At 59.7% G+C, this 13,422-nt stretch carries 10 protein-coding genes, 1 tRNA gene and 1 pseudogene; 5 read left to right on the forward strand and 7 right to left on the reverse strand.

Annotated features, from left to right (window positions below):
- Positions 1–17: 17 nt before the first annotated feature.
- From nrdF to MMB48_RS11470, 6 genes are all read right to left on the reverse strand, one after another.
- Complete coding sequence (nrdF, locus tag MMB48_RS11445) at positions 18–1,010, reverse strand: class 1b ribonucleoside-diphosphate reductase subunit beta (protein ID WP_013141506.1); 993 nt, start codon at positions 1,008–1,010, stop codon at positions 18–20.
- A gap of 228 nt (positions 1,011–1,238) precedes the next feature.
- Complete coding sequence (gene nrdE / locus MMB48_RS11450) at positions 1,239–3,434, reverse strand: class 1b ribonucleoside-diphosphate reductase subunit alpha (protein WP_032743460.1); 2,196 nt, start codon at positions 3,432–3,434, stop codon at positions 1,239–1,241.
- 113 nt (positions 3,435–3,547) lie between these two features.
- On the reverse strand, positions 3,548–4,000 hold the full coding sequence (gene nrdI, locus MMB48_RS11455; RefSeq protein WP_032743459.1) for a class Ib ribonucleoside-diphosphate reductase assembly flavoprotein NrdI: 453 nt from the start codon (positions 3,998–4,000) through the stop codon (positions 3,548–3,550).
- Entirely contained in the window at positions 3,997–4,263 is a 267-nt protein-coding gene (locus MMB48_RS11460; protein ID WP_007051803.1) for a glutaredoxin family protein, read from the reverse strand. The genes nrdI and MMB48_RS11460 overlap by 4 nt, the downstream gene beginning before the upstream one ends.
- A gap of 554 nt (positions 4,264–4,817) precedes the next feature.
- Complete coding sequence (locus MMB48_RS11465; RefSeq protein ID WP_032743458.1) at positions 4,818–5,468, reverse strand: helix-turn-helix transcriptional regulator; 651 nt, start codon at positions 5,466–5,468, stop codon at positions 4,818–4,820.
- The gene (locus tag MMB48_RS11470) at positions 5,452–6,132 is read right to left on the reverse strand and encodes a DUF3990 domain-containing protein (protein ID WP_032743457.1); all 681 of its coding nucleotides are present in this window, start codon (positions 6,130–6,132) and stop codon (positions 5,452–5,454) included. The genes MMB48_RS11465 and MMB48_RS11470 overlap by 17 nt, the downstream gene beginning before the upstream one ends.
- A 192-nt stretch (positions 6,133–6,324) precedes the next feature.
- Between MMB48_RS11470 and MMB48_RS11475 the strand changes: the two genes are divergently transcribed.
- Positions 6,325–7,092, forward strand: coding sequence for a potassium channel family protein (locus MMB48_RS11475; protein WP_007054642.1), 768 nt, complete (start codon positions 6,325–6,327; stop codon positions 7,090–7,092).
- Between the two features lie 221 nt (positions 7,093–7,313).
- Here the strand turns inward: MMB48_RS11475 and MMB48_RS11480 are convergent.
- Positions 7,314–7,608, reverse strand: a pseudogene (locus MMB48_RS11480) (glycoside hydrolase family 3 N-terminal domain-containing protein); the annotation flags it as partial.
- Between the two features lie 373 nt (positions 7,609–7,981).
- Between MMB48_RS11480 and MMB48_RS11485 the strand changes: the two are divergent.
- The 4 genes from MMB48_RS11485 (at position 7,982) to MMB48_RS11500 (ending at position 13,397) form a co-directional block, all read left to right on the forward strand.
- On the forward strand, positions 7,982–10,261 hold the full coding sequence (locus MMB48_RS11485) for a serine/threonine-protein kinase (RefSeq protein WP_032743456.1): 2,280 nt from the start codon (positions 7,982–7,984) through the stop codon (positions 10,259–10,261).
- 177 nt (positions 10,262–10,438) lie between these two features.
- Positions 10,439–11,416, forward strand: coding sequence for a DsbA family protein (locus MMB48_RS11490; RefSeq protein ID WP_029680047.1), 978 nt, complete (start codon positions 10,439–10,441; stop codon positions 11,414–11,416).
- A gap of 90 nt (positions 11,417–11,506) precedes the next feature.
- Positions 11,507–11,580 (forward strand) — tRNA-Thr (locus MMB48_RS11495).
- Between the two features lie 311 nt (positions 11,581–11,891).
- Positions 11,892–13,397, forward strand: a complete 1,506-nt coding sequence (locus tag MMB48_RS11500) for a G5 domain-containing protein (protein WP_032743454.1) — start codon at positions 11,892–11,894, stop codon at positions 13,395–13,397.
- The last annotated feature ends 25 nt before the right edge of the window (positions 13,398–13,422 follow it).

The raw sequence follows: 13,422 nt of genomic DNA on the forward strand, positions 1-13,422 counted from the left end.
CGCGGACCGCGAAACCCTTAGAAGTCCCAGTCGTCGTCATCGGTTTCTTCGGCTTTGCCCATCACGTAGGAGGAGCCGGAACCGGAGAAGAAGTCATGGTTCTCGTCGGCATTCGGGCTCAGGGAGGCCAGAATCGCGGGGTTCACATCGCAAATCTCAGCCGGGAACAAAGCCGGGTAGCCGAGGTTCATCAGCGCCTTGTTACCGTTGTACCGCAGGAACTTCTCGACGTCATCGGTCAGGCCCACGCGGTCGTACAGCGACTGGGTGTACTCCACCTCGTTGTCGTACAGCTCGTTGAGCAGGTCGTACGTGTAGTCCTGCAGATCCAGACGCTCGGCATCGCTCAGCTGGGCGATGCCCTTCTGGTACTTGTAGCCGATGTAGTAGCCGTGCACGGCCTCATCGCGGATGATCAGGCGGATCACGTCGGCGGTGTTCGTCAGCTTGGCGTGCGCGGAGAAGTACATCGGCAGATAGAAGCCGGAGTAGAAGAGGAAGGATTCGAGCAGGGTGGAGGCCACCTTGCGCTTGTACGGGTTGTCGCCCTCGTAGTAGTCGAGCACGATTTCCGCCTTCTTCTGCAGGAACTCGTTGTTCTCGCTCCAGTCGAATGCGGCATCGATCTGTTCGGTGGAGCACAGGGTGGAGAAGATGGACGAGTAGCTTTTGGCGTGCACGGATTCCATGAAGGCGATGTTGGTGTACACGGCCTCCTCGTGCGGGGTGAGCGCGTCCGGAATCAGGGAGACGGCGCCGACCGTGCCCTGGATGGTGTCAAGCAGGGTCAGGCCGGTGAAGACGCGCATGGTGAGCGTGTGCTCGTCCTCGGTCATCTTCTGCCAGCTGGGGATGTCGTTGGAGACGGGAACTTTTTCGGGCAGCCAGAAGTTGCCGGTCAGGCGGTCCCAGACCTCAAGGTCTTTCTCATCTTCGAGGCGGTTCCAGTTGATTGCGGAGACGCGGTCGATGAGTTTCAGCGGTTTGCGCGGAATGGAAATCGGTGCCATGAGTGTTCCTTATTACTCGTTGTCGTTATCGTTATCGTCGTTGGACTTGTTTTCGAACTCCTCCGGCGCGGTCAGCCGGAGCAGTGCTCTATAGATGGTTCGTGACATTGTGGGTTCCTTAGAGTGGCCTCTGGTCGTTCGATGTGTGCGGAGACCGCCGTCTGAGGCCGAAGGCGTACGAAGGTACGTCGAGTGCCGAAGAAAGGCGGTATACGCTCCATCGAACGATCAGAGCATGCAGCTGACGCAGCCTTGGACTTCAGTGCCTTCCAGGGCTTGCTGGCGGATGCGGATGTAGTAGAGGGTCTTGATGCCCTTGCGCCAGGCGTAGATCTGAGCCTTGTTGAGGTCGCGGGTGGTGGCGGTGTCCGGGAAGAACAGCGTGAGCGACAATCCCTGATCAACATGCTGCGTGGCCTCGGCGTACGTGTCGACGATGGCCTTCCAGCCAATCTCGTAGGCGTCCTTGTAGTACTCGAGGTTGTCGTTGGTCATGTAGGCGGCCGGGTAGTACACGCGCCCGATCTTGCCTTCCTTACGAATCTCGATCTTGGAGGCAATCGGGTGAATCGAGCTCGTGGAATGGTTGATGTATGAGATCGAGCCTGTGGGCGGCACGGCCTGCAGGTTCTGGTTGTAGATGCCATCCTTCAGAATCGCGTCGCGCAGGGCCTCCCAATCGGCCGCAGTCGGAATCGCGATGCCGTACTTGGCGAACAGTTCGCGGATCTTGGCGGTGCGCGGTTCCAGCGAACGGCGGCCATCGGTGTACTTGTCGAAGTAGTTGCCCTGACCGGCCGGCTTGGCGTAATCGGATGTGGCGAAGCTCTTGAAGGCCTGCCCGTGTTCCACGGCGAGCGCGTGCGAGGCACGGTAGGCGTGGTAGGCCACGGTCATGAAGTACATGTCGGTGAAGTCGAGGCCCTCTTCAGAACCGTAGTGGATGCCTTCGCGGGCCAGGAAGCCATGCAGGTTCATCTGGCCGAGGCCGATGGCGTGGCCCTCCTCATTAGCGCGGCGAATCGAAGGCACCGCGTTGATGCTGGTGTGCTCGGCCACCGAGGTGAGTGCGCGGATCGCGGTCTCCACCGTGTGGGCCAAGCCACCATCCATCGCCTTGGCGATGTTGAGCGAACCCAGATTGCAGGAGATGTCGCGGCCGACATGCGCATACGTGAGGTCCTCGTTGTATGCGCTCGGCTCCTGAACCTGCAGGATTTCCGAGCACAGGTTGGACATGGTCACGCGGCCCTCAATCGGATTCGCGCGGTTGACCGTGTCCTCGAACACAATGTACGGGTAGCCGGATTCGAACTGCAGTTCGGCGATGGTGGTGAAGAACTTACGGGCGTCGATGTAGGTCTTCTTGATGCGATCGTCGGCCACCATCTCGTCATAATGCTCGGTAACGGAGATGTCGGCGAACGGCTTGCCGTACACGCGCTCCACGTCGTACGGGCTGAACAGCGCCATCTGGGCCTTCTGTTTGGCCAGTTCGAACGTGATGTCCGGAATCACTACGCCAAGAGCCAGCGACTTGATGCGGATCTTCTCGTCCGCGTTCTCTCGCTTGGTATCCAGGAAGCGCAGGATATCAGGGTGGTGGGCGTTGAGGTACACCGCGCCCGCGCCCTGACGTGCGCCGAGCTGGTTGGCATAGGAGAAGGAGTCCTCCAGCAGCTTCATGACCGGAATCACGCCGCTGGACTGGTTCTCGATGTGCTTGATCGGGGCGCCGAGCTCACGCAGGTTGCTCAGCAGCAGGGCCACGCCGCCGCCGCGCTTGGAGAGCTGGAGGGCCGCGTTGATGCCGCGCGAAATCGACTCCATGTTGTCTTCGATGCGCACCAGGAAGCAGCTGACCGGTTCGCCACGCTGGGCCTTGCCGAGGTTCAGGAAGGTCGGGGTGGCGGGCTGGAAGCGGCCGGCAAGCATTTCGTCGGCGTATTCGATGGCCTGCTGCTCATTGCCGGCGGCGAGTTCCAAGGCCACTGCCGCACAACGCTGCGGGAAGTCTTCAAGGTAGAGACGGCCGTCGAATGTTTTGAGGGCGTAGGACGTGTAGAACTTGAAAGCGCCGAGGAAAGTGCCGAACTCAAAGCCGGCGGATTCCACGTGCTCGTAGAAGCGATCGAGGAATTCAGCGGAGTACTGGGCGAAGACGTCGGGGTTGTAGTACTGGTTGCTGATGAGGTAGTCGAGGCGTTCGGCGGTGGAGGCGAACTGCTTGCTGTTGGTGGCCACGTGCCCTGTCACGTATTCGCGTTCGGCGGCCTTGTCTTTGTCGAACTGGATCTTGCCGTCGGCGTCATAGAGGTTGAGCATCGCGTTGAGCGCGTGGTAATCGTGCGCCGGGTCGTACTGTTCCGCTGCGGTGTCGGCAGTATTGTCGAGCGGCAGGCCGGTGGCGGTGAGGTCAGTCATTGGAAATCCTTGGAATATGGCAGAAGTGTGTTTACTCAGACAGTTGCCCCCCAGTCAACTTCGTTGACAGCTCCCCTCGGAGAGGGGAGCCAATGCCTCGAGGGGGTCAAGATTTACTGTTCGGTGAAGAAGCGGACGAGGCCGTTTCGCACGGCGGCAGTGTCTTCCGGGGTGCCCATGAGTTCATAGCGGTAAAGGTATGGAACGTGGCATTTGGCCGAGATGATATCTCCGGCGGCGCAGTACGCCTCGCCGAAATTGGTGTTGCCTGAGGCGATGACGCCGCGAATCCACTCGCGGTTGGCTGGATCGTTGAGGAAGCGTTTGACCTGAATCGGCACTGCTTTCTTGACCACGCCGCCGCCATAGGTGGGCACCATGATGACGTACGGTTCGCGGACGTTTAGCGCCGGGTCGGCGGCCCGCAACGGGATGCGGTAGACGTTGATGCCTTCGTCCTGCAAACGGCATCCGGCCACGAACCGTGCGGTGTTTTCGGAGGCCGACGAGAAGTAGACCAATGCGCCGATCGTCTTGCCTTCGGCCGCGAACTCGGCCTGGCTCACGCGGACACCGTGGCGGCGGCGCGGTTGTCGGCGGCCACCTGCTGGGCGACTTCGCGAATCAGGTCGGGGCGGTAGCCGGTCCAGGAGTTGTCCGGCGTGATGACCACCGGAGCCTGCTGGAAACCGGCGGCCTGCAGCTGCTCAAGGGTGGAGGGGTTCTGCGTCAGGTCCACGGTTTCAAACGGCACACCCAGCTTGGTGAGCTGGCGCTTGGTGGCATCGCACTGCGGGCAATGCGGCTTGGTGAACACGGTGACGGTCATGGCGACTCCCCTTAATGTGGTTCTGATGGACAGTGAAGCGAAGGCCATATTACAGCGATGTGATTTGAAATCAAGGCACTATATGTAGTGGCGTGTACCATGCAACAAACCTAGATATAGTGATTTCGTTGATATTCCGCCATTCCTAAGCAGCCCCGAAAATCGGCGTGCAGCGACCCGCCCAATCACATGTGGCATTGTTCACATTTGCGCTTCAACCGCCATACTCGCGTTTCGAGGGGCTGATTTGGCCTTTTCCGGAGATCTATCTCCGTTTCGAGGGGCTGGTACTCAAGTAAGCGCATCCCCAAAATGGCGGAATGACGGTGGGGCGAAGCCGTTTATACCCGTGTTCTAGCGGGCCACCAGCCCCTCGAAACGGGAGTAAACCTCTACGGAAGGCCAAATCAGCCCCTCGAAGCGGAGAACGGATACCTCGGCACCCCGTGTGGAGCCAGAAGGCCCGGCCGGATGTCCAAACGAGCATCCGGCCGGGCCTTAAAAGTAGTTGTTCAGTTATCAGAATCGATGCGGCGCGATACTACTCCGCGTCTTTACGGCTCCAACAGATCTTCGATGCGGCAGCCAAGCGTGCGGGCTAAAGCGAGCACGGTGGAGACGGCAGCTTTGCCGAGGTCTTTGCGGCGCTGCTCGTACATTTGGATGGAGCGTAGGGCAACGCCGGAGTGACGGGACAGTTCGGATTGGCTGAGTCCGGCGCGAACGCGGACTGTGTGCAGCCGGGAGTCGCCCTCGGTGCGATTATGGGCGGCCCGCTCGTCGTACACGTCGACGAATCGGCTTTCGTCGGCTTCGTGCAGAGTCGGGTACAGTCGCACGATATCGTCGAACGACAGCACATCGAGAATGTCCGAGAACCGCACTCCCCTGGCCCATTGGCAGTATGCGAGTACCCATCCGGCCCAGTATTCGGGTGTTGAGCCGGCGCGCAGTGCGGCTGACGGCATATCGAAAATGCGCGCCCAACCGGTTTGCCGCATGATTTCGGCCACCAGCTCCTCGCCGGACATGCCACACACGTATTTGGGCGTGCCTCGCCCGAAAAGCGCGGCCGCCTCGGAGGTGGCGAAGAAGTCCATGAATAGGCCGACCGGCAACCCGCAATCGTTCAGCGCATAATCGAAGGCGCCGGCCAAGTTGGCCATGGCGTCCGGCAAGTATGTCTCATCATAGGCGGGGATCATCGTTGGTCACTTTCTCGCGGATGATGTCGCGCATGAACAGGCCGTCGAGATCGGCTTCTGCACTTTTGCGGCGGTAGGCTTCGCGAGCTGTGCGGTCGCGCTCGTTACGCAATCCGTGGTAGGTCGAAGCGCGGGCGATTTCGCAGCCTTGGAACCGCAGTGCCGCGAATGCCTGAGGACTGGCGAGTACGATCTGCTTGCCGAGCTCACCCAACCGCATCGCCTCGGCGAGTTGGTCGAGAGAAATCGCGTTATTGACAAAAGCGCGGGCGAACGAAAAATACGAATCGTCGGCACGATATCCGACGATGACGTCAGCCTGACTGGCATCCGGCAGAAACACTTGTTTCAGATATTCGATGCCTTGCGCGGCGACGGCGGTGGTCGGCTGGAAACGACGGTTTTCGACCAGCATGGCCAGCCAGTTCAGGATGGTGTAGGGCGGCTGGGACAGGTCCAGGAAGAGGAGCCCGTCCGTGGTCAACGTGTACCGATTCGCGAAACCGTCATCCATTCCCGCGCACGCCCATTCCTTGGCCAGCTCGACGCTGCGCGTGCAATAGAATCCGCGGCCATAATCGTTGTTCGGCTTGACCAGCCCGTATTCAGGATGCTTGATGACATGCGAAGAGCCATGCCACAGTTCGATCGATGCGGTCTCCATTGGCCGGCTCCTTCTCTCTCCTTACATATTCTTGATTATATCACTGTGGTGATAGTCATAAGGGAAATACGAGATGAAAAATACCGTTGTATACGTTCGTACACAATGTGAAATGTATACGAACGTATACAACACTGATGTCCGGAGTCATGCTCCGCAGTGGCGCAGCGGACGCGCCACTACAATCGGAATATGGGACTGAAGACGTGGAAGAAGTGGACGGACTGGCCGCTGATGGTGCTGTCCGTGGTGTTTCTGGTGGTGTATTCGTGGGAAATTCTCTCCCGCACGCATATCGCGCTGTGTGAAACCGTCATCAACGTGATCTGGGTGGTGTTCGTCGTCGATTATGTGGTCTCGCTGTGGTTGGCCGACGATCGCTGGCGGTGGTTCAAGCACAACCTGTTCACGCTGCTGACCATCGCGCTGCCGATGCTCCGGCCCTTGCGACTGTTGCGTTTGCTGACCGTGCTGCACGTGCTGAACCGCACCTCCGGCATGGCGGTGCGCGGGCGCATCACCGTATACGCGGTCGGCGCGGTGGGAATGCTCATGTACGTGGGCGCGCTGGCCGTGTATTCCGTGGAGCGCGGGGCGTCCGGATCCACGATCACCGACTTCGGCACGGCGTTGTGGTGGGCGTTCGTGACCGTGACCACCGTGGGATATGGCGACTTCTCGCCGGTCACCTTCCAAGGCAAGATCATTGCGGTGGTGCTGATGTTCACCGGCATCGCGTTGATCGGTATTGTGACGGCCACGCTGGCTTCGTGGATCGTGGATCAGGTCAATCTGGAGACGGATCGGCGCGAGGACGCTCGGGAGAAGGAAGTGGCCAAGGAAGCCGCGCAAGAGGCTATTGCAACATCAGCCAATCCCGAAATCGACCTATTGCGCGAGGAAGTGCGTGAGCTGACCGCTACGGTAGCCGGTCTGCGCACCGAACTTGAGCGACGTTGATTGGCGAAGCGGGACAAACAACGATTCTGCCAAGAAGGTCCGCGTCAGTTGTTGTCACCGCGGATTGCGGCAGAATCATTGTCGCCACGGCTGTTTTCTTCAGTCGGCTCAACCCAACTTTTGATAATTTTTATTTTTTTGATATTTTTGATAATCTTTATTTTAGGTTGATTCAGCGAGGAGGCGGTCCACATGAAGGCAAAGGAAAACCCATTCAAGCCAACGGCAGGAGGGGAACCGCCCCACTCCATACCGATGTAGTTGAAGGCGCTCATCACGGCACCCGCGCCGCCCTGCTTGACGCTCATCTCGAAGGGCTTCAGGTAGATCTCGCGAATCGACTGCTCGTTGGCCCAGGTGGCGAGCTCGCTCAGTCGGTTGGTCTCCTGGTCGTTCAGCGCGAAGTGCTTCATGAAGGCGTACACGCCCTTGGCCTGAGCGCCAGACCTGCTGGGAGGCCATCACGCCGAACAGGTAGCCGTCTTCGGAGAAGTATTCGAAGGTACGACCGGCGAAGTCGCGGCATTCGAATCTGATATCGTTATCGATTCGATCAGCGGCTCACGATACTGCCCTTGCATCGCTGTGCCACTGTTGAATGTGCCCGGCTGGCTCACCTTTGGGTCACCGCCGACACATCCTTGATGCCGATGGTTATAGAGTCGCAAATTCACGACTGGCGCACCTGCCCACGCACCTATCCTGTCATTTCGAGCGCATAATTTGCTACCACATCCGGTCAGGGCAATCGACCTTAATGGCGTAAACGGCACTTCTCAATACGTAAACGGCACTTATTCTTGGCTCCCCTCTCAGAGAGGGGAGCCAAGAAATATCAAGCTCGGCCTCCCAGGAGAGAGCCAGAATAATGCACCAGCAAGGCATTAGGATGGAGGGCATGAGCGATTTGAACGCGTTGAATCTTGAGCCCGGCGAAGTGGTTGGTGGGTACACGCTGATCTCCCGGCTCGGCTCAGGAGCTATGGGGTCGGTGTGGCGTGTCCGCGACGGCGGTGGCACCACCTATGCGATGAAGATTCTGCGCGATTCGCTGGCCGACGAGTCGGTGGCAGGCTCCGGCTCTGCGTCCGCGGCCCTGCACGACCCCGACCTCAAGCCCGATGTCACGCCGCGCGAACGTCTGCGGCGCGAGGCCATGGCCTTGAAGAAGGTCAATCATCCAGGCGTATGCGGCATCGTGGATATGGAACTCGACGATACGTTGGCGTTCATCGTCACTGAACTCATCGAGGGCAAGAATCTTAAGGATGATGTGGCCGCCAATGGCCGGTATGTGGGCGACGATCTGGAACGCTTGGCCCGCAAGCTCATCGAAGCCACCAAAGCCGTACATGCGGCCGACATCGTCCATCGCGACATCAAACCCACCAATGTGATGGTCTCAGCAGCCGGCCCGGTGCTGGTCGACTTCGGTATCGCGATGGGCGAAGGAGAAAGCCATGTGACCCGTACCGGCCTAGTGATGGGCACTCCGGGATTCATAGCCCCCGAAATCATCGACGGCGCCGAGTCCGATGAGGCGACCGATTGGTGGTCAGTGGCTTCCGTACTTGCCTTCGCCGCAACCGGCGCACCGGTATTCGGCACCAAGCCGATGATGGCGGTACTTGAGCGCGAGGCCTCGGGCAACGCGAATCTTTCCGGATTGCCGGCCGGCACATTGGCTGCCTTCCGTTCTGCACTGGACCCGGATCGCAGGGATCGTTGCACGCCGGATCAATTGCTGAATGCCATCGCCTTGGATGCGTTGAATCCCAACGCTTGGCAGGGCGAGCAGGCGGGACCGTTCGCCGCGGGAGCCGTGGCTGGACAACCGGCTGCGATCGTTGCCGAAGCCGCGGAGGCGATGCCCCCTTTTGGCGCGGCCGGCGGCGTTGACCGCAATAATCCCCGAACCATCTGGCGCGCGGCCGAGGAAGCCGCTGAGGCTCCCACCATGGCCGTGTTCTCCGGCAATAAGGGCGATAACGGCGATGGCGAAACCGCCGTATTCTCGCCGGCTGGCGCCGCTACCGCCACGCTGCCCTTAGCCGATATGCCGCCACGTCCGCCGGCCGGTGCGGAGCAGGCCACGCAACTGTTGCCCGACGCTGCTGCCGATTTCACCGACGACGCCGGCACACAGGTACTCACCGGCGCGACCACACCGATGCCGGACCAAACCACACCAATGGCCGGCGCCACCACACCAATGACCAACACCGATTCGACTCCGGCCCCGACCACGCCGCTGGCCGAGCGCACCACCGTACTCCCCACGCCGCAGCCGTCATCATTCCCCCCGTCCGGCACCGCCCAGAGCAGCTGGGATCCCGCAAGCAACCAGCCCACAGCGGTGGACCCCGCCATTCGCCCGGCATTGCAGCGCATCATCGACCAAACCGCCCAAGCGGCCCCCACCGAAACCATGGTCCAAAATCCTCCCATGCCCAATCCGGTGGACGTGAAGCGAGGGGAATATCTGCAGCGCGGCACCCTGCCATTGATCCTGCTGGCGGCGCCGCTGGCGGCACTGGCGGCAAATGCTCCGCTCGTGGCCATCATCGCGGCCACTGCGTTGTTGTGGCTACTGCTCACCCTGGCCTATAACACCGAACCCCAGCTTGAGCGCGAGGGCAAACGCGGCGGCGAGCGCAAAAACTCCGATTCGTGGATTCGCGTGGCGACTTTTCCCTGGCATCTGGTCAAAGCCCTGCTGCTGGCCATTCCCCGCATACTGCTGCTAGTCATCATCTATATGGCGGGAACCGCCGTGGCCACCGCGGCTCTGGCACTGCCCGTTCACACCATCTCCTGGTATTTCACCGCGGATTGGGGTATTCCGGTGCCGTTGCTCAATGATGTGCCGTTCTCCGCTTCCGGGCTGGCGCTGGGCGGTTTCATGGCCATCGGCTGGCTGGTCACTGTGTTCGCCCCACAGTCGATGATGATTCGGCTGGGGGGCGGCGTACTGCGCGGGCTCAAACACAGTCGCCCGGCGGGCGCGCCATCCACCGAAGTGGGTGGGGCTCCACCTGCTCCAGTGGCGCCGGCGCCCAAGGGCGGCGGGCGCGGCACCGTGCTGTTCACCATATGGGCCATCATCACCGTGGCCTTGTGCGCGATGCCGATTCTGGGCATGCCGATCAACTGGATGCCGTTCGCCTAGAGCGGGGCGGAATCTCACACATCAGCCATCCGCACACATGGCCTTTGTGTATCCGATACGTTCGTTCCGTCACACTTTTACAGGGAATTCACCTCAGATCAGCTCTGGGCGCAGTCCTCCTCAGGCCCGGTCATTATGATGGGGCCCAAACATTGAAGCGATTGCAAGGGGATAGCTATGTCAGATCCGAAGCGTCAGGCCAAGCGTGCCACACGCGCTGAGCGCCGAGCGGCCGAGGAGGCCGCCCAGCAGGCACGGGCCGAGCAGGCGGCTAAGGAACGTAAGCAGCAGACCATCATCGGCTGCATTGTGGTGGCCATTATTGTGGTGCTGGTGGCCATCGCTGGATTCGCCGTATACAAGGCTATGCGGCCGTCCAACACCAGCAGCAGTAGCCAGCAAAGCAACATGACCGTGGACGAGGCCTATAGCAAGCTCAAGAAAGTCAGTACCCAGCCGGCCAACGCCGATGACAAGGCCGGCTTCGTGATCTCGAGCAAGGGGTACGGTCAGAAGGCCGAAGGGGCGCCCACCGTTTCCATCTACATGGAGCCGCTGTGCCCCGGCTGCGCCTCGGTGAACCGCCAGCTTGACCCGACGCTCGTCAAGCTGATGAACGCCGGCCAGCTCAACATCGATTTGCACTTCCTCAATTTCCAGGACAACAAGAGCTCCGACAACTACTCCAACCGCGCGTTCAACGGTGCCATCTACATTGCCGAGCATGATGACAATCCCGATCACCTCATGAGCTACCTCTCCAACATCTACGCTGAGGATTTCCAGCCGGGCGAATTGTCCAATTACGAGCCGGTAAGCAACGCCAAGCTGGAGAAGCAGGCCGTCAATGCCGGCGTGAGCGAGGATGTGGCCACCGCGGCATTCAGTGGTAAGAACGAATACGTCAAGTGGCTCACCGCCTCCAACAACTACACGATCCTACGCCCCGAACTGTTCAACAGCTCCGGCGCGTTCTCCTCCCCCACGCTCACCATCAATGGCGAATACTGGGATCTGAAGCAGCTCACGCTGGCGGACACCAGCATGGTGGACGGATTCCTCAAGTCCATCGGCTTGGACTCCGATCAGGTGGGCGTGGAAGGCCAGATGCCATCGATCGGCGCCAACAAGAAGCCGATTTCGCTGGCCGATTAATTACCGGCGCGGCTTGGCCCGAATTGACCACTCGGGAACTACCGGTATACTAGAGATTTGTTCAAAACGATTTACGCGTTAAGAACAATCGCCTCTTTAGCTCAGATGGCCAGAGCGGCCGCCTTGTAAGCGGCAGGTCGTCGGTTCGATCCCGACAAGAGGCTCGTCGCGCAGAAAAAATGGCGTATTATGTGATACGTAGGCTTTTCTACGCATATAATTCTTACCTTGGGTAAGTACTCCAGGAGCCTTCCCCCAATTATGGGCTTCCTGGAATGAGGGCGGAGCGTCCCCCAACCAGCTCCGCACCTTCAAGGGGGCGGGAACATCCCCTTCTCTCCCGCCCCCTTTTTTCTTTTTTTGAGTTCAGAACAATCTGACGAGCAGGAATGGTGACGGTGGCCGGTGAAACCGCAGTACGGGTCCGAACAACCGTTACGATGGGTGGCGTAATCGTTCACCCAGCAGGAAGAGTATGGCAATGGCACGGCGTTGGACCCCGCAGCGGTTTGTTACACTGCGTCGCATCCGCGTAATCGCCTGTATCGCGGCGACCAGTATCGCGCTGGCTGGATCATTCGCGTTCACCGCGCGTAAATCCGTAGCCCTGAACATCAACGGGCAAACCACCCAAGTCACCACATATGCGATGACGGCCACCCGTCTTCTGGAGGAACAAGGGGTGGATATCAAGACCCACGATATCGTCACTACCTCGTCCGGCGACCAACTCGCCAATCATGCCGTGGTCACCGTACAGTCCGCCTACCAGACCACTATCAACATCGACGGCACGTCCGTTCCCTTCTGGACCGTGGCCACCAGTGCCGACCAGCTGCTGGGATTTTTCGAGGAAAACCAGAACAACGCCACAAAAATCACCGTCGACATCGACAATGTGTACAACCAGCTCACCGGCGGACTGGTCATCAATCAGGATGGCCCGGTCACCGTCATTGCGGACGGCAAGACTTCCGTGGCCCCCAACGGCAAACTGCCCGCGGCCTCCATTCTTGACTCCAAAGGCATCGTGCTGAACAAAGAGGACCGTGTGAGCGTCGAAAAGGACGGCGATACCACTATCCTGCGCGTACGGCGCGTGACGCATGGCGAGGAAACACGCACAGCCATAGTGCCATACTCCACACAAACCATCATCGACTCCAATCTTCCTGAAGGCCAGTCGGAGATCCGCCAGCAAGGCGTCAATGGCGAGAAAACCCAGGTGTATAACGTCACGTATGTCGATGGCGTGGCCGAATCGGAGACGCTGAAATCCGAGACCGTCACCACGATGGCCATCGACCAGATCATCGCCGTAGGCGCCGCCAAGTCTGATACCGATAAAGGTTCCGACAAAAAATCCGACTCCGCCGATAACGGCAAGGCCGATTCCGGTTTCAACAATCAGCACGAGTCGTCCGGTAACAATGCCAACAACACAGGCGACAAGAACAACAGCAGCTCTGGCAACAACACGAACACCGATACCAACAACAATGCCGGCAACACCGGCGGCAACAACTCCGGTAACACCGGCAACACCGGCAACACCGGCAATTCCGGTAACACTGGTAATTCCGGTAACACCGGCGGCGGTACGAACAACAATTCCGGCTCTTCCGGCTCCGATTCAGGAACAACCACCACGCCCTCCGGCCGACTCTGGCACGCCACCGTAGCCCAGGCTCAGGCCTATGCCGCCGGTGCCGCCGCGCAGCGCGGGTGGACAGGCAACGACTGGGATTGCCTGGTCAAACTATGGAACCGCGAGTCCAGGTGGCTGTGGTATGCCGAAAACGCAAGCTCCGGTGCCTACGGCATTCCTCAGTCGCGACCAGCAGACAAAATGGCTGCGTTCGGCGCCAATTACCGTGACGATGCCGCCGTACAGATCGATTGGGGTCTGTGGTACATCGCACAAACCTACGGCAGCCCGTCCAAGGCATGGCAACATTCCGAACAAATCGGTTGGTACTGATCGGTTACGAAGCCCACAAGGAACA

This window comes from Bifidobacterium sp. FKU (genome assembly GCF_026016385.1).
Classification (GTDB): Bacteria; Actinomycetota; Actinomycetes; order Actinomycetales; family Bifidobacteriaceae; genus Bifidobacterium; species Bifidobacterium infantis.